At 40.4% G+C, this 16,430-nt stretch carries 24 protein-coding genes; 22 read left to right on the forward strand and 2 right to left on the reverse strand.

The genetic code is table 11. From position 1 onward, the window contains the following. The first annotated feature begins 29 nt into the window (after positions 1–29). The 8 genes from OK025_RS21750 (at position 30) to OK025_RS21785 (ending at position 5,015) form a co-directional block, all read left to right on the forward strand. Complete coding sequence (locus OK025_RS21750; RefSeq protein ID WP_317666822.1) at positions 30–1,019, forward strand: LLM class flavin-dependent oxidoreductase; 990 nt, start codon at positions 30–32, stop codon at positions 1,017–1,019. Positions 1,020–1,075: 56 nt separating this feature from the next. Next, on the forward strand, positions 1,076–1,873 hold the full coding sequence (locus OK025_RS21755) for a hypothetical protein (protein ID WP_317666823.1): 798 nt from the start codon (positions 1,076–1,078) through the stop codon (positions 1,871–1,873). Between the two features lie 12 nt (positions 1,874–1,885). Continuing rightward, a complete protein-coding gene (locus tag OK025_RS21760) occupies positions 1,886–2,542 on the forward strand; it encodes a DUF1345 domain-containing protein (RefSeq protein WP_317666824.1) in 657 nt (218 codons plus the stop codon). Positions 2,543–2,586: 44 nt separating this feature from the next. Further along, positions 2,587–2,973 carry a hypothetical protein gene (locus OK025_RS21765; protein ID WP_317666825.1) on the forward strand — a complete coding sequence of 129 codons (387 nt, stop codon included), beginning with the start codon at positions 2,587–2,589 and terminating at the stop codon, positions 2,971–2,973. 92 nt (positions 2,974–3,065) lie between these two features. Then, complete coding sequence (locus OK025_RS21770) at positions 3,066–3,485, forward strand: c-type cytochrome (protein ID WP_317666826.1); 420 nt, start codon at positions 3,066–3,068, stop codon at positions 3,483–3,485. 202 nt (positions 3,486–3,687) lie between these two features. Next, positions 3,688–4,041 carry a transposase gene (locus OK025_RS21775; protein ID WP_286851555.1) on the forward strand — a complete coding sequence of 118 codons (354 nt, stop codon included), beginning with the start codon at positions 3,688–3,690 and terminating at the stop codon, positions 4,039–4,041. Beyond that, a complete protein-coding gene (locus OK025_RS21780) occupies positions 4,034–4,756 on the forward strand; it encodes a transposase (RefSeq protein WP_317664367.1) in 723 nt (240 codons plus the stop codon). Before OK025_RS21775 ends, OK025_RS21780 begins: the two co-directional genes overlap by 8 nt. Further along, positions 4,743–5,015: a transposase gene (locus OK025_RS21785; RefSeq protein WP_317664365.1), complete on the forward strand. Its 273-nt coding sequence runs from the start codon at positions 4,743–4,745 to the stop codon at positions 5,013–5,015. Before OK025_RS21780 ends, OK025_RS21785 begins: the two co-directional genes overlap by 14 nt. 200 nt (positions 5,016–5,215) lie before the next feature. Here the strand turns inward: OK025_RS21785 and OK025_RS21790 are convergent, their stop codons facing one another. Then, a complete protein-coding gene (locus OK025_RS21790) occupies positions 5,216–5,944 on the reverse strand; it encodes a hypothetical protein (protein WP_317666827.1) in 729 nt (242 codons plus the stop codon). Between the two features lie 13 nt (positions 5,945–5,957). Further along, on the reverse strand, positions 5,958–6,407 hold the full coding sequence (locus OK025_RS21795) for a helix-turn-helix transcriptional regulator (RefSeq protein WP_317666828.1): 450 nt from the start codon (positions 6,405–6,407) through the stop codon (positions 5,958–5,960). Between the two features lie 21 nt (positions 6,408–6,428). Here OK025_RS21795 and OK025_RS21800 point away from each other — a divergent pair, with 21 nt between their 5' ends. The 14 genes from OK025_RS21800 (at position 6,429) to OK025_RS21865 (ending at position 16,342) form a co-directional block, all read left to right on the forward strand. Next, positions 6,429–6,821: a hypothetical protein gene (locus tag OK025_RS21800; protein WP_317666829.1), complete on the forward strand. Its 393-nt coding sequence runs from the start codon at positions 6,429–6,431 to the stop codon at positions 6,819–6,821. Between the two features lie 244 nt (positions 6,822–7,065). Then, positions 7,066–7,410 carry a DUF4406 domain-containing protein gene (locus OK025_RS21805; RefSeq protein WP_317666830.1) on the forward strand — a complete coding sequence of 115 codons (345 nt, stop codon included), beginning with the start codon at positions 7,066–7,068 and terminating at the stop codon, positions 7,408–7,410. A 4-nt stretch (positions 7,411–7,414) separates the two neighbouring features. After that, positions 7,415–7,846 (forward strand): hypothetical protein, encoded by a 432-nt coding sequence (locus tag OK025_RS21810; RefSeq protein ID WP_317666831.1) that lies wholly within the window; start codon positions 7,415–7,417, stop codon positions 7,844–7,846. Between the two features lie 2 nt (positions 7,847–7,848). Further along, the gene (locus OK025_RS21815) at positions 7,849–8,025 is read left to right on the forward strand and encodes a hypothetical protein (protein ID WP_317666832.1); all 177 of its coding nucleotides are present in this window, start codon (positions 7,849–7,851) and stop codon (positions 8,023–8,025) included. Positions 8,026–8,028: 3 nt separating this feature from the next. Beyond that, positions 8,029–11,085 carry a hypothetical protein gene (locus OK025_RS21820; protein WP_317666833.1) on the forward strand — a complete coding sequence of 1,019 codons (3,057 nt, stop codon included), beginning with the start codon at positions 8,029–8,031 and terminating at the stop codon, positions 11,083–11,085. Between the two features lie 21 nt (positions 11,086–11,106). Beyond that, positions 11,107–12,081 (forward strand): hypothetical protein, encoded by a 975-nt coding sequence (locus tag OK025_RS21825; protein WP_317666834.1) that lies wholly within the window; start codon positions 11,107–11,109, stop codon positions 12,079–12,081. 4 nt (positions 12,082–12,085) lie between these two features. After that, complete coding sequence (locus tag OK025_RS21830) at positions 12,086–12,304, forward strand: hypothetical protein (RefSeq protein ID WP_317666835.1); 219 nt, start codon at positions 12,086–12,088, stop codon at positions 12,302–12,304. Next, positions 12,279–12,584: a hypothetical protein gene (locus tag OK025_RS21835; protein WP_317666836.1), complete on the forward strand. Its 306-nt coding sequence runs from the start codon at positions 12,279–12,281 to the stop codon at positions 12,582–12,584. Before OK025_RS21830 ends, OK025_RS21835 begins: the two co-directional genes overlap by 26 nt. Positions 12,585–12,709: 125 nt before the next feature. Next, a complete protein-coding gene (locus tag OK025_RS21840) occupies positions 12,710–12,886 on the forward strand; it encodes a sigma factor-like helix-turn-helix DNA-binding protein (protein ID WP_317666837.1) in 177 nt (58 codons plus the stop codon). Then, positions 12,858–13,457: a hypothetical protein gene (locus OK025_RS21845; protein WP_317666838.1), complete on the forward strand. Its 600-nt coding sequence runs from the start codon at positions 12,858–12,860 to the stop codon at positions 13,455–13,457. The genes OK025_RS21840 and OK025_RS21845 overlap by 29 nt, the downstream gene beginning before the upstream one ends. 37 nt (positions 13,458–13,494) lie before the next feature. Next, positions 13,495–14,463, forward strand: a complete 969-nt coding sequence (locus OK025_RS21850; protein WP_317666839.1) for a phosphoadenosine phosphosulfate reductase family protein — start codon at positions 13,495–13,497, stop codon at positions 14,461–14,463. A gap of 33 nt (positions 14,464–14,496) precedes the next feature. Then, positions 14,497–15,372 (forward strand): hypothetical protein, encoded by an 876-nt coding sequence (locus OK025_RS21855; protein ID WP_317666840.1) that lies wholly within the window; start codon positions 14,497–14,499, stop codon positions 15,370–15,372. 42 nt (positions 15,373–15,414) lie between these two features. Beyond that, positions 15,415–15,795 carry a hypothetical protein gene (locus OK025_RS21860; protein ID WP_317666841.1) on the forward strand — a complete coding sequence of 127 codons (381 nt, stop codon included), beginning with the start codon at positions 15,415–15,417 and terminating at the stop codon, positions 15,793–15,795. A gap of 1 nt (position 15,796) precedes the next feature. Further along, positions 15,797–16,342, forward strand: a complete 546-nt coding sequence (locus OK025_RS21865) for a hypothetical protein (protein ID WP_317666842.1) — start codon at positions 15,797–15,799, stop codon at positions 16,340–16,342. The last annotated feature ends 88 nt before the right edge of the window (positions 16,343–16,430 follow it).

A 16,430-nucleotide genomic window follows, 5' to 3' on the forward strand; every position in this document is an offset into this window, starting at 1 on the left:
GTCGAAAATCTTCTCTGTAATTTTAATGTATGGATAAAATAGCATTATCAGCATTGGATTTGGCTCCTATCAAAAAAGGAGAAAATACTGCGAGTGCCCTAGCACGTACCGTTAAAATCGCACAACATATAGAAAAACTGGATTTTAAAAGGATTTGGGTTGCTGAACATCATAACATGGAATATATTGCCAGCTCCGCAACATCCCTCCTTATACAGCATATTGCATCAAATACCAACCATATCCGCGTAGGATCGGGAGGAATTATGCTACCCAATCATGCTCCTCTAGTTATTGCAGAACAGTTTGGTACATTGGAGACATTATTTCCGGGACGTATTGACCTGGGTTTGGGCCGCGCTCCCGGCACAGACCAATTGACGGCAATGGCATTGCGCAGAAATAACCTGAATACCGCATTTCAATTTCCTCAAGAAGTGAAAGACTTGCAACGATATTTCAGTGCCGAAAACTTTGACGCAAAAGTTCGCGCCTTTCCTGGCGAAGGTTTGGATATTCCACTTTACATTTTGGGCTCGAGCACTGATAGCGCCTATTTGGCAGCTAGCCTAGGCCTTCCTTATGCCTTTGCGACACATTTTGCACCCGCGCAATTTGCTTCGGCGAGTATGATCTATCATCAGAATTTCGTGCCATCTGACGTGTTGGAAAAACCTTACTTCATCTCCTGTGTCAATGTTATAGCGGCAGACAGTACTGACGAAGCGGAATTTTTAGCAACAAGTTTCTATAATCTATTTGCCGGCATTGTAACAAATACAAGAAGACCGCTGTCAGAACCCACACAAGAAGTAATTTACAAAGGTATCCCAGCAATAGAGCAAGCTGTAAAAAGCATGGCTTCATGTGCTTTCATTGGTGACGGAGCTAAAATACGTCCAGAAATAGAGAAATTTGTAAAAGATCATAAAGTAGATGAGATTATGGCTACTTCTTACATTTTTGACGATGACAAATGCTGCAATTCATTTTCATTGCTAAAAGATGCGCTCGCCTAAAAAACGCTCGTTTTATATACGGTGAATTTTATATATTTAAATTAAATTCACCGTATATGAATATTTATAATGCCTTTGCTTTGCTATTGGGCTTGTTTTCCATTCAAGCATGTATAAATCCCTCTTCACAACAAAGTAGAGGTCTATCTGATACGATCAAGACATCGGACACGTTACCCCAAGTGACTGTAGGCAGCAATGTTGCTGCTGATTCCTCCAAAGGACAGATTTTTCTCGTTCGCAGCTACCGAATATGGGAAAAAGAGGATCCTACAACCGTCTTAGATAAAGACTGGTTTGACCTTTACGAGGAAAATGGCAAATATTATCTCGAAAAAGTAGACTATGAAATCAAGGATGGTTTTGACGATTGCGCCCAAGTGCCAACCAAAAATGTTGAATCGCGTAGAAACTCTGTGCTCTTTCTTAAATTGAAAGGACTCCAGGCCGGTTCCATAGAAAATGTAAAAGTGGCCCACTCCGAAATATGGCCAAAAGAGTCCGTTGAATATTCTTTTAAAAATCAAAAAGTCACGCTCAAAGCATTGGGAACAATAAAATCCACAGAGATACAAACCGATGAAAAAGGTCACGAGAAGTTGTTTCATGAGGTGACTAATTATAAATTAAACTATATACTGAATAAGGAGAATAAAGAAAAAACACTCTTTCAGGTTGATCAATATGATGATGTATTTATGTCTACACTTTTCGTTGGTGATATCGATCGGGATGGCGCCTTAGATTTTATTTTTTCTAACCCAAACAACTATGAGGAAGAAGCGATGTTTTTATTTCTGTCTAATCATGGTAATGCACTTACCTTTGAAGCTGATGTACAGTTTGATTGCTAAATAACAAGTAAAATGGCGAGAATTAACCTCTACCTACATCGGATGAAATCCATTGACCGGGCTTTGCTTTCAGTTTGCATGTTTCTCCTGATCTATCTTATATCGCCCATTCGATCCCTTCCCCTGTTGAACCTAATGTTATGCTGGTTTGGTTTTTGTGTCTCCTACATTGTTATATCTTGGTTTACTTTTTATACAATGCCTATTGCCACTATCGCAAAAAAGGCACAGCAAGAAGATGGCAGTCGCCTCTTCGTCTCCCTATTTATCATCCTAGTGACACTCGGATGTTTTGTTTCGGTCCTCATGATTATTGTATCCAGTAAGGACAGAGAGCTGAACGATGCTTATATCATTATCATCTGCATGCTAGCCATGCTGGCCTCCTGGGTATTGGTTCATACCATCTACACCTTTCATTATGCACGCCTATATTACGAAAATAAGTCAAATGGAGATGGCTTAGAGTTTCCAGGAGATGACAAACCCGATTACATCGATTTTGCCTATTTTTCATTTGTTATGGGATGCACATTCCAGGTATCCGATGTTGGTATCTCTTCCAAAAAGATACGACGGGTCGCACTATTTCATGGACTCCTCTCCTTTGCCTTAAATACATTTGTCGTAGCATTGACAATTAACATTATTTCGGGCTTAATCAATTGAGTTTTTAACCAAAAAACCTTATTTTAGTGCAAAAAATTACACACATGAAGTTGATTACCCCCTTAGTTGCGCTCAGTTTATTCATAATCCTAATCGCCTCATGTGCAAAAAATGAAGATACGGGTGGTGCTGCTGCCGATGCTAGTGGCAGCTTTATTGGTCGTGTCCAATATCAGGACAATTCTCTGGAAGTAGATCGGGATAATCGGCTGATACGTGTACTGAAAGAAAGCACAGATTCCTATAAAATCGAATTTTTCACAGGAGTTCCCAGCATTACATCGCTCAGACTCAGTCAAACGAATGATAGCACCTGGTCTTCTTCTGACTCCACAAGCTTAAAAGTGGTAACAATTAAAGGAAAGCTATTAACGATAAACTATCAGCTCAATAGTCAGAGCTGGAATGTGGTGGATGCAGTGCGTAAATAATAATCAATCTAAATTGTCATAATAACTTCATTTTTTGTTTGTAAATTATCTCCTTATCCTTATATTTAGTTAAGCATAAAAGGAAAAGAGAAATGAAACAATTCAATAAATTAGCTGCAATTGCATCCGTGTTTGCGATTACCCTTGCATTGAGCGCATTCAGCTTTCAGCAAGAAAAACCCAAGGAAGAACCTAAACCAACCAATTTAAAAGTTCTTCCGAAAAACATTTCCCATGATGAGTTGATTTCCACAATGAAGGAGTTCAATGTTGCTTTGGGTGTAAAATGCGGTTTTTGTCATGCCCCATCTAAAGAAGATCCTAAAAAGATGGATTTTGCAAGCGATGAGAATCACAAAAAGGAAATTGGTCGGGCTATGATCAAAATGACCCAGAAGATCAACAAAAAATATTTTAATCGTAGCTGGGATAATACACCAGCCAAAGCAATTTCCTGCAAAACCTGTCATGGAGGAAAAGAAGAACCGGAAATGGTCTTAGCGAAAAACTAATCAAACCACATATTCATGTAACACCATAGTACCCTGTATTATGGTGTTTTTCGTTTTTGCCCGTCGGACTATATGCACTCAACAACGATCTATAGAGATGGAAGTAAACTGCAAAATAATTCGAAAACAACTATGGATCAAGCAGAATTCTTGGGGGAATACAAAAAATTTCCTAGTTTAGTTTGTTTAATACAGATATCCCTTGCAAGACGCCGAACGTAAATTACTATCCCTATTGATGCCCGAAGGGCTTTTAGAATACTTTCAGATTTTAGAAGTCGATCAGGTTGACAATCAGCTCCACATTTATCTAGACGAGCTTAATATTGCTCCAACGGGCTATGAGAACAGCAAGTTGGAGTCAAAGGGCTTTATGCCTTCCACAGAGATTTCAGACTTTCCCATTAGAGGTCAGAAAGTTACTCTACATATCCGCCGCCGCCGCTGGACAGTGTTAGATACGGGAGATATTATCACAAGAGATTGGAACCTGGTGCGTGAGGGTACTCGAATGACGACTGAATTCGGGCTTTTTTTAAAGAAGATATTTGGATAACTATCCTGTCAGTGCCCAATTGGTAGGGTTATTCTTCCAGGTGGACGGCAAGCAACTTCAGGATCAATACAAGAACCATCTCAGTGACTTCCATGACTGGAGCCAAAAGCCACATGCAGAGCGATGGACTCTTTTCCCCGGGAACATCTCTGAACGCTTGAGCATCGATGAGACCAGTTTTAGCAACGGTGAATTATATACCATTGTTAGCAGTAAATCGGCAAAAGGAGGTAAAGGGACGATCCTAGCGACTATCAAGGGCACCAAGGCCGAAGATATCATCACTGTTCTTGAGTTAATACCTTTACGGTCAAGGAATAAGGTAAAGGAGGTGACCATGGATATGGCGCCGAACATGGCCAAGGCAATCCGTAGATGTTTCAGGAATGCCAGGCGTGTGGTCGACCGGTTCCATGTCCAAAAGTTAGCTTACGATGCAGTGCAGGAACTTCGTATTAAGTATCGTTGGGAAGTATTGGATGCGGAAAGCAAGAAGATAATGGAATCGCGAAAGGGAGGAATCCCATATGAACCCGAGTTGTTGCCTAATGGAGACACGCTCAAACAGCTACTGGCTAGATCCAGACACCTCTTGTTCAAACACCCAAGCCGATGGTCCGAAAACCAGAAACACCGAGCTGAATTGTTGTTCATGCGGTTTCCCAAGCTAAAGCTCGCTTATGACCTTGGAATTGCCCTGGGTGATATTCAATAAATGCCAGGACAAAAAGATAGCATTTACCAAACTGGGACTGTGGCATAATCAGGTTGAAAATGCGGGCATCGCTTCATTTGAGAGCGTAGCAAGATCCATTGCAGCGCATCATCAATACATTCTACACTACTTCGACAATAGAAGCACCAATGCTTCAGCAGAATCTTTCAATGCAAAGCTCAAAGCGTTCAGGAGTGTCTTTCGCGGTGTAAGGGACACCACATTCTTCCTATATAGAGTAATGAAATTGTATGCTTAAAAACTTCTCCTCCCCCAAACTTTCGGTATGATCCACAACTATAACGATCTATTAAATGGTACAGCACTTAGTTCCGAAGAAAATGGAGTAAAAAAAAAGCCTCTCAATCGAGAAGCTTTTTGTACCCGGAGCCGATATAATTAAACAACATATTATCAAACACTTAACCATCAAGGTGTACAAAAGGTGTACACAGAATATTATTTTTCCAGCTTTTTCAATTTGTCATAAGCCGACATGATCTTACGGATATCATCCACCTGCGTGCCGGTTAGCTTTCTATCAATGTATTTTTCGCCCTCTAGGCGTATCTTCACATCGCCAGAAGTTGTGGAAATATTACGCATGATAGCCATTATTTTTGGGGTGGCATCAAGGTAAACCCATTCCTTTACAGTAGAGCCTGTAAAGACATCTTGTTTTACTTCATGATCGAAAATGATATCATATAAATCTTCATCTGTCATTACGGATGCTCTATTCATAAATATCCAATCACTACCTCGATAGTTTACAGCTAGCTTTAAATGTACATTCAGACCATCAACAATCAAAAAAGGTGATAATGGAGAATACTTAGCATTTTTAGCTTCAATTATATAATGCATTTTGAACTCATCCCAAGATCGTTTTAAACCCTTCATGTCGGTTTTGCTAAGCGAGTCAATATGCTTAGTATATGCATTACCAAATTCCATTGAGTTTAAATCTTTTCGATATGCTACATATGAAGTCCGGTATGGGTTTGAATCTGTCATCTCTGACAATCTTTCATCCAACATTTTCAATTGATGATTTCGAACGGATTCACTAACTGGTCCTATTTCTTTTAAGGTTATTAGAAAAGTAGAATCAGTAAGCCCACCTCTTGCTTGCCCCAATGCTGTCCCCCCGGCTAAAAACAATAACCCAATAAAAAACTTTTTCATAAAATAACTTTGTTTACCGTTTAAACATTGACACTAACTTCTGCAAATTGCTATTCTCTGCACGCAGAAGTTTAATTTCCTGAGCCTGTTTTTCAAAAATAGATTTCATATTTTCTAAAAGGATATCGAACATCTCAGAATCATCGGGTTCATCAACAATAAAATCATCATGAACCGAGATATTCTCCTGCTCTTTTGGAGGATGTAAAGTTTCTTCATAATAAGGTTCACTTTGATTAAACATCGCTCCTACTCCACGTGTCAACCAGTCGCGATTGACATTATATGCCTCCTCTAATTTCAAAAGAAATTTAGCAGTAATATCTCTTACACCCTTTTCATAAGCGGATATTGAGGCTTGCCTCACTCCGGTATCTTCCGCCATTTCAAATTGTGATTTTTTTAGTTTGCTTCGCAAAAATTTAAATCGTTCAATAATTTTTTCTTTTTGAATATCAGCCATTTATTAAATAAATTACAACATATGTTGTTACGGATTACCGTAATACTACATTTGTTGTATATATTTGTTGTAGCAAAAAGGAAATGCAAACAAAAACAACAATTAGTATTAACAAAACGTAACAACAAAATGTCACGACAAAAAAACAACAGCACGGAAACAACAAAAGTCATGCCACAAAATGACAAAAGTTGTATAACTATTGATCCTGAAGAAGTATTGTTTTTCTACCAAAACGTAGATGCACCTATTAAAAAATTAGTAAGAGATGAACTTTTAAAGAATGGAGTAAAAGTATCAAGACAATTAGTAGACAAAGAGTTAAGAACACACAAACCGAAGCATGATAGAAATATTATCACTACTGCTCGTGAGATTCTTTTTAGAGTTAAGCAAATTAGTTTTAATTCCTAATTCTTTTAAGACAACAAAAAAGTACATCAAATTTGTTGTATACCTGACAACTGTATAGGTTGTGGTACAACTGATATGACATATGTGTATTATAAATACGCCAAAATAAAAATAAGCCCCACTAGAATACGGTAATTATTTAAAGTTCTTTATACCGGGGATCCTCAAGCTAGAAATAGAGCTGGGACAACGCATGTCAAAAAATACAACATTTGTGATATTTAAGAAATCTAAATACAACAAAATGAACAAAAATAAATCAACAGTCTACATAGCTGGCCCTATCTCGGGACATGATGATCTTAATCGGTCAGCATTCAAAACTATGCAAAACGAGCTCGAAAGCTTAGGGTTTCAAACGCTTAATCCTCACGAGTTTTGCGAGTCGATCAAATCCACAAACCCATCAGATCCGAAATACTATCGGGCTGGCATGATCACATTGGCCAGCCAAGCTACTGATATCATTTTCCTAGATGGATGGCAGTATTCCGCAGGTGCACAGTTAGAGCATAAAGCCGCCGCACTGTTCGGTATAGGCATCCACTTCAGCACCGAAGATCTAATCCGTAAATACTCAAATCAATAACATCATGAAAAAAGGATATATCATTATCGGCTCAAATGAAACCGATAGAACCATATTAGCGAAACAATTTCTAAAAGACAAAAGGTACCTGCATGTTGGCGGGCCTGAAAGTGTAGACGTTCAAATGATCACGGAACAGACAAGTTTTGTCGAATCCGATAGACCAGCATTCAACTTTCTTCTTATCAACGATTTAAAATCAGCCACAAAATTAAAACAGTTAGTAAGCGGTTTGCCAAATGAGTACCGAGTCAATAATCTGAAAGGTCTTTGGATGTACAACGTTACCACAAAGAACGTATTTACATGCGAGCTTAAAGGGCTTGACTACGTTCTTTTTGACCATAACGCGCCTTGGCTGGAGGGCTATAGTGTCATAGACACAAACCTAAATTCAGTGCAATCAATTATTCAGTTCACCCAAGAAAAACGATAGTTATGAAAACTGAACTATTAACATCCCTTGTCAAAACACAAGATGAGATCATCACATTACAGGCTTCACAAATCACAACACTAAAGCACGTTATTATAGCACTTTTCCTATTCGGGCTAGTTTTTTTCCTGGCGCTATCCATTTTCATTTTATCACGTAAACCCGAAATAGAGGACTAAACCATGTCAGAATATCGCATAGACATACAGGACATTTTCGACGCTACCAATGGCGGGCTGGATATCATCATTGATCTATATCCGGATGCCGAAGAAAGCGCGCGGAATCGCAATAAAAAATTCAAGCTGCGCACTGAAAAGACAGCGTCTGCAAATCTGTTCAAAAATCAAAATGATATTTGGATAGTGACGGATTTTGGGGGCGGTAAGGAAGCTAAGGGCATGAATGCGGTAGAATTCTATAGGACTGAAAACGGGATTGATTTCGTAACAGCTATCAATGAACTGGCTTTGAGATATAACGTACAGGGCGCGGATCCATCCAAGGCACCTAAGCCGATCAAAACAACGGAGCCAGCAGCTAGCGATCAGGACGAAAAGCAATATTACTATAAGGTCAAAGAAACGTTGAGTGAAAAGGAAATTGAACATCTTTTCCCTCGTTACGCATTGACTGCAATTGGTTGGCGTACTGGGGCAGATGATCACGCAGTAAATGCCCGAAAGACAGCCGCAAAAAAAGTACATGAGGTATGTAAGAAATACAATTTTTGGGCACTGGAATCTTACAGATATATCGATAATCGCATAGCTACAGTTTACAGCTCTACGGATGATTATCCGATGTTTGCTTGGATAGAACAGGTAAATGATAAAGAAACTTTTGCGAAGATCTATGTGCCAAAACACATCAACAAAGGCAACAGATTCAGGTATTCAGGAAAACGTCCAAAGGATTTTTTACATGGTTTATCGCAGGCCCAGCATGAATTCAGACGTCGGGAACTGGAAGCGGAAAAAGACAATAAATCCGACGACGAGGAAACCGACCATGAAGGAAATCCCCTTCCGTCCAAAAAGAAGAAAGTCGTAGCTGAAAAGATTGATGAAATTTTATATTTAAGCGGTGGTAGCGATGCGCTCACTGCAGCACTATTGGGCTACTGGGTAACCTGGCCGAACTCCGAGACTGCCACGCTCACGCAGCAGCAATATTGGAGCATGTCATATATCGCTGATAAAGTCATCCAGTTACAGGATATTGATGACACAGGTATCGCGCAGGCACATGTCAAAGCCATGGACTATCTCGATCTTTTGACGGCGGAACTACCCAAAGAGCTTACAAAGAAAAAAGACCGCCGTGGTGGTAGCTGCAAAGATCTTCGGGACTTCTTTAATCACTATAAAAATCAAGATTTTAAGGCTGTTCTGAACACTGCCCTTCCCTATCGTTTTTGGGATATCCGTCCGAAGTTTAGCGGCAAAGGCGAAGATCGGATCCAAACGGGATTCACGTTCGATTTTAACAACGTACATGCCTATAATTTTCTAGGTAAGAACGGTTTCTATCGTCTCAATTCACCTGCCGAGAAAAACGGATATATGTTTATCAAGATCGAGGGAAATATCGTCACCAAGATTGAACCAAATGAGGTAAAAAACTTTGTCCACAATTTCCTGCAGGAACGCCGTCTGTCCACAGATCTGCGCAATGCCATGTACCGCACAACACAATTGTCCGAGAACAGTCTTTCAAACTTACCTCTTATTGAGGTCGACTTTAATGACACGGGTAAGCATGAGCAGTTTTACATGTTTCCAAATACCACATTACGTATTACAGCAGCTGGTATCGAACAGTACAACCCGGGATCTGTAAAACGGTTCATCTGGAAGGAAGATGTTATCGAGCACCATTTCAAATTAAATAAGGAAGAGCCTTTCACGATTTGGATGGACGATAACACAGGACAGTACGATATCCGGATTAATACGCAAGATGACCTGTTCCTCAATTACCTTATCCAAACATCACGGATCCACTGGCGTACCGAACTGGAAACAAGATTGCAGAATCTTTCGCCAGCTGAACGCGAGCAATACAAAAAGGATAACAAGTTCAATATCGCTGGACCATTACTGACGCCCGAGGAAATTACCGAACAGAAACTGCACCTGATCAATAAAATATTTGCGATCGGCTACATGGAGCACAGGTTCAAGGATCCTGACAAACCGTGGTGCATTTTCGGGATGGATAACAAAATCAATGAGGACGGCGGATCTTATGGGGGTTCGGGAAAATCCATCGCTCTTAATATTGCTTTATCCAAAGTAATGCGAAAACGATTTTATATTGGCGGACGTAATCCGAAGATTACCGAAAACCAGTTTATCTACCACGGACTGACCGAGTACCACCGCTATGTATGTATTGATGACGCGCACGAATATCTGAATTTTCATTTCTTTTTTGACGTGATCACTGGATCGCTTACTGTCAATCCAAAAAACACAGCACCGTATGAGATTCCTTATGCCAAGGTTGCCAAGTTCTGCATTTCATCCAATTATACGTTGCGCGATATCGACCCATCCGTAGAACGCCGAATCCTTTACACGGTATTTAGTGACTACTACCATAATAAAGGCGAACGGGATGACTATAACGAGATACGCAAGCCATCCCACGATTTTGGCAAAAACCTTTTCGACGATTTCACGCGCGAAGAATGGAATGCTTTCTACAATACCATGATGTACTGTCTACGGTTTTATCTGACCGTTGCAGAGAAACTGGATCCACCTATGTCGAACGTCAATATCCGGAATCTGAAAGCCGAAATGGGGCCTGACTTCGAGGAATGGGCAGCGGCATACTTCGACGAAGGATCCACAAACGTAGACCGCCTTATCGTTCGGGAGGAAGCGTTCAAGGATTTCGACCACAAGTATCGCAAGGGATGGAAGACACAGCGGTTTTCAAAGGCTCTGCGCGCATTCTGTAAGCTCAACAATTACGAGCTGTCGCCTAAAGAACTGCATAACTCCAAAGGAAACAGGATCATTCACAAGACACCTGAAAAGCAGATACAGCGTGACGGAAGCTGGACAGAAACCGGACGAATGGTAAGCAAGGAATTTATGTACATCAAGACGAAGCACGATGTGCCGCTAAACGTCAATGTGGATCCAGCAGCGGCAAAAGAAGCCATGAACAAACATGTCGATCTTCCGCCAGCACCGAAAGACAAACAGGAACAAATCAATTTTTAAAATATTAATAACACACAAAAAATGAAATCAATTACACAGATCCATGTAGACGTTTCTACACCTAAGAAAGCGAAAAAAGTAGCAGCTATTTTAAGATCCTTCCCAACAAAAGTGAACAAAATTGTATTGCACAGGTTGGCAGAAGGCGCAGTTCCTTACACTCGTTATGCCCTGATAGGATGTGTTGGCAGATTACAAATTTGGGACTTCGTTAAGCCTAGCGATACACACGAAGTGATCAGTCCTAAAAAACTTAAAAAGATGCTTTCTGAAATTTCAGCCAATAAGGACGCTGATCCAATTAAAGATAAGTCCAAAGATATCCACGATATGATAATAGAATCGTTTGGATGCCCTCCGTTTTCAGGTTTGAGACCGTTGCCGATCAATGGCGTTTCAATCCGGAAAATTGATCTTGACGAAACGAAAGGAATTGATTTTACGGCCTTGGAGCGTATCTGTAAACTTGGTGATTCGTTCGATCGAACAGAAACATTTATGACTGATTTTGCAAAGAAAATGGCAATAAAGCCAATACTGGTTGATCCTGATAAGGCTAAATCTATTTTAGAGGATCTAGAAAAATCTCTCCATCCTTTCGATGCAATTCCATTCACAAGATTTTACTTCTCAAAATTGACGCCGTTTCAAAGGCAGCTTATAGATCCTTGGAAAAACACACTTTTTAATTTTCCTCTTCCGCCCTTTAAAAATGTGCTAAAGGAGTGGTTGAAATCGGAAGAAGAAAAAACAATTGCGATTAAAAAGGAACAAGAAGCTAATACAGAAAAACAATCCATGGCTATGCCGAAAATCGGCGATTTGGTTGTCGCTTACGATAGTGAAGACAGACTGCCCATGGTTGGAATTCTAACTCGTATAAACGACAGCATCCCCATGCAGTACCAAGTTAACAGTCGAACCTACTGGTTGAATGTCAAAAAGATTACAGCCGAACAGGCGAAATTGATTTACGCACCTACAGCAAATAAATAACATAATGAAGTACACCAATATCCTATTGGCCAAGCTGCCACATAAGCATTCCCGTCCACTTCATGGAGGTACCGAGATCCGGACGTACAACTTGGAACAGTCACGTGCAGAAGCACAAAAGATCATTGATTCGGAAAAGCTGCCGCTTTCAATCGGAAACATTGATATCAGGGTAAGATCCTTTGTTGTCTACGAAAATGAGACCGAAGTACAATCCAAATGACAGGATCCGCATTCGCCTAGGTGTTCGATTTATCGATCACCTGGGAAGGATCTTTCAGGTCTACGAGACATTTCTCGGTCCCATGGATGCAATCAAATGGACAATGGAACTTATCAATGACACCAAGATCCACGGATCTGACCGAAACGGGGACGTACAGACGGCCATCGGATTTTATCAGATGGATACGGAATACGATATCCCGACTGGGGATCTGATCATCCGAAAAATCGAATACATCGAAAAACTGCTGGACAATGACAACTTAAGAATCATTTAAATGAAATATCAATTCTTAATCCTCAATCACGAAAAATGGCACGAGTGTACTAGTTGCCATGAAATATTTGACATGCGCTTAGAGGGGCTCAATTGCCCTAGATGTGGCGTAACAAACACAAAGTAATGAACAGACTGACGGACAGACAGCGGGATGCACTATTTGAAGCCTGGTTATCGGGAACATATACCATCTACCATTTGGGGCAGATCTATAATGTCAGTCAGTCAACAGTGAGCAATATCATCAGTAAAAAATTGAAACAAAAACAAAATGAACACAATCAGCACAAAAACACATAACCCTACTGGGAAAACAACACAGGAACTACAGGCGGAAGCAATCCGCAAATTACAGACGACAATCTGCGATATAGTCGGATTAGCCGGGGCAATCAAGTATTTCGTATCCGAGGAATACGAGGCCAAAATCGAACTATTTGCCTATGCCCTACGTGGCACAAGACTGATCGGATTAAAAGATCTTGGCAAACAGATCGACAAACACCTGACCGGCTTAAAGGAGATCGCTGCAAGGCTTGAAATACGTTTAGTATTGCCCGAACGCCACGCGGTGGTACAAGATACCCACTACGGTGTTTTGCTCGCTCTTAAAGCTTTGCTCAATCTGCCGGAAGATAGAATTTACGAGGAAGCAATCCTGCTTTCACAGAAGCCCATCCCTTATACACGACGCCATCACTTTATGTTTTTCCTTGAGCAGGTCTTGGACAAGGCACGTACATCTGATCACGACGCCATACAAATGGTTCAGACGCTTTTAAATGAACTGAAAGAAGTCAATACCGACCCTGTCAAAGTCAACGCACACAAGCAGATCGAAATCAAAACTTTGAGACCTATCGAGGGCTAAATCAATCAAATTATTCAGACAATCAATTAAACAACTAATGAAGATTCATTATGACAAATATATTATTGCTTTTAGTGGCGGAAAGGATTCGATCGCCTTAGTGCTTTATCTATTGGATTTGGGTATCGATCCGTCCAAAATAGAGCTTTGGCATCATGACATCGATGGAAATGAAAATGCGTTTATGGACTGGGAATGTACGCACGATTACTGCAAGAAATTTGCGGATGCATTTGGATTACAGATTTACTTTAGTTGGAAAGAAGGAGGATTCAAACGTGAAATGCTTCGGGATAATCAGCGGACAGCCCCTACTTGGTTCGAAGGGCCTAATAATATCTTAAAAAAAGTTGGTGGAATAGTGGGAAAATTGGCAACTCGGTTAAAGTTTCCCCAGGTAGCAGCTGACTTAAAAGTCCGTTGGTGCTCTGCATATATGAAGATAGATGTCTGTTCCATCGCGATCCGTAATCAAGAACGTTTCAACGGTATCAAAACCGCGATTTTATCAGGTGAGCGTGGCGAAGAAAGTAGCGCCAGGTCCAAGTACAAAATATTAGAGGTAGATCGTTCTGATGGCCGTAACGGAAAGCTAAAAAGGTATGTTGACCGTTGGCGACCATTGCGCGACTGGAAAGAATCCGAAGTTTGGGACATTATAAAAAGATACCGAGTAAGAGTGCATCCCTGTTATTATATGGGCTGGTCACGATGCAGCTGTAAATTTTGCATTTTCGGAAATGCCGATCAGTTTGCCAGCGCGTATTCAGTCAGTCCGGATCAGGGAAACGAAATCATATCATACGAGGAACAATTCGGAGTCACCATTAAGAGGAATACGGATCTAAAGTCGCTGATCAGGTGTGGAAATCCATATCCTAATATTACTAAGGAACTGGCCACATTGGCAACATCCCAAATTTATGATCAACAAATCATTTTTAACCATGATGAAGAATGGCTCCTACCAGCTGGCGCATATGGCGAAAGTTGTGGGCCTCAGTAATCAAATTATAAGAACAATCTCAATTAAATTAAAATGAAAACTACATTAAAAACACTCAGTATCGCGACTATCTGTTTAGTCGTAGCAATGGCAACTTATGGAATGTATAAGTTAACTATTGGCAATTATCAATTCAATGCGCCCTTTATGTTCGGCTTTATTTTGGTAGCCTATCTATTGCTCTTGACTTATGCTAAAAGAGGGATCCGTAAAATTTGGACACTAGTGATCATTGCATCATTGACAACCCTTCAATCCTGTAATTATGCGAAATCAAATCAACAGGTCGTTGTTTCCGACGATTGTGGCATGACTTGGAAAAAGATCAACGCAGGTGAAGCGGTGCCAAAGGCAGGGCTTAACATGTGCTACATGAAAGTTGTGATCCCTAACTTTCCAATGCAGGGCGAAGCGACTTTCATATCAAACCTAAAAGATAAGGTCCGCGCAAACGTTCATATAGATTACGACTATTCAATCACGGATGCCCTCGCATTCATTAAGCAGGCCAAATTTTTGGGCAAAGCAAACGTCGACGCAGACAACGAGGAAGCTATCGGCAAATCGTTTGAAATGGCCGAAAACATGGTAATCGACAAAAGGATCAAAGATGTGGCCAAGCGGATCTTTGTTGACGAGGATATCGTCGAGCTTGACCAGTCAGAGATCGAAAACCACCTGCTCACAGAAAGTAACAAAGCTCTTGAAAGCCTTGGCGTACACTTAAATTTTATTACGCTTTCATTCGATCTGGACGAACAGACACGACAGGCTATCGACGTATCAACAGCGATGAAGATCTATGAATCCAAGAATCTACAGGATATCGGTAAACAGGTCATGTCACAGCGAGCTGGCGCCACTAAGATTACTGTCGAAAATAAAACTGAAACTCCAAAATCAGAATAGAAACCAACCCGAGCCCGGCGGCTAATCCGGGCATATTACAAAATGGCAAATTTTTCATCAAAAAGAACAAACGAAACCGATTTCTATACGGCGGAATGGGATATCTTAGACAAAGATGCAGGCCGTAAAATAACTTTCAAATATGAGCCATACGAATACGTGGCCCCTGATTATGATTGGTACATGCTTGTAGCTTTAGAAAAAGCTGAAAAGGTAACTGTCAATCGTCATCTGTTGACCTCTTCCCTATTACTAAAATATAGAAACGCTATCCGCGAAGGCTATAATCACCAGCTGGATAAAAGTCTTAGAAATCCTTGGGACTATCCAACGAACCGGAATACCATCGAAGGTATAGAAGGCTATATCAAACGTATCAACAAAGCAAGTGAGGAAGAAATGAAGCAATGGGGAGTATCTTAATATGGATAATTTTAAAGTAATAGAACACGGTTATAGCTTAGACCTTAACCGTATTGTCGACGGCTGGGAGTTGTCACCATATAGTTGCCACGCGCCTTCAATGAACAAGGCGAAATCAAAAATTTTAAAAATGCTTAATAGTGATTATCTAGATCTACAGCATAGTTATACACGCGAATATATAACATATTTGAACATCCCAGTCGAACGTGACAGGAATTTCGACCTAATCGAATTTGACGGAAAAAGCGTCACAAGAACCCAAGCTAAGTATTTGCAAAGACAAAAGGATAGGAACGAATATCTTGACGGCGTTTTAGCGAATACGGAAGTAACTCATTGTTATATTAAGAAACGAGGGCAATATTATGGCGACAATTATTGTGGTTATACTGACCGACAGGTATTGGCTGGAGTTTATCTTAAATCCGATGCTGTCAGAGAAGCGAAGCGCTGTGATGAATTGACAGTTAGACCAATAGAAGCCGATTCTCACAACGCGCTCATTAATCATTTTATTGAAAAAATTAAAAAGCATTTGATTTAACCGTATCGTAATGCTTAAAATTTGAATAATCTTAATGCAGCCTATTGGCTGCATTTTTTATTTCCCGTATTTCCACTTCTTTCTAAAA

Source organism: Sphingobacterium sp. UGAL515B_05 (assembly GCF_033097525.1).
Classification (GTDB): domain Bacteria; phylum Bacteroidota; class Bacteroidia; order Sphingobacteriales; family Sphingobacteriaceae; genus Sphingobacterium.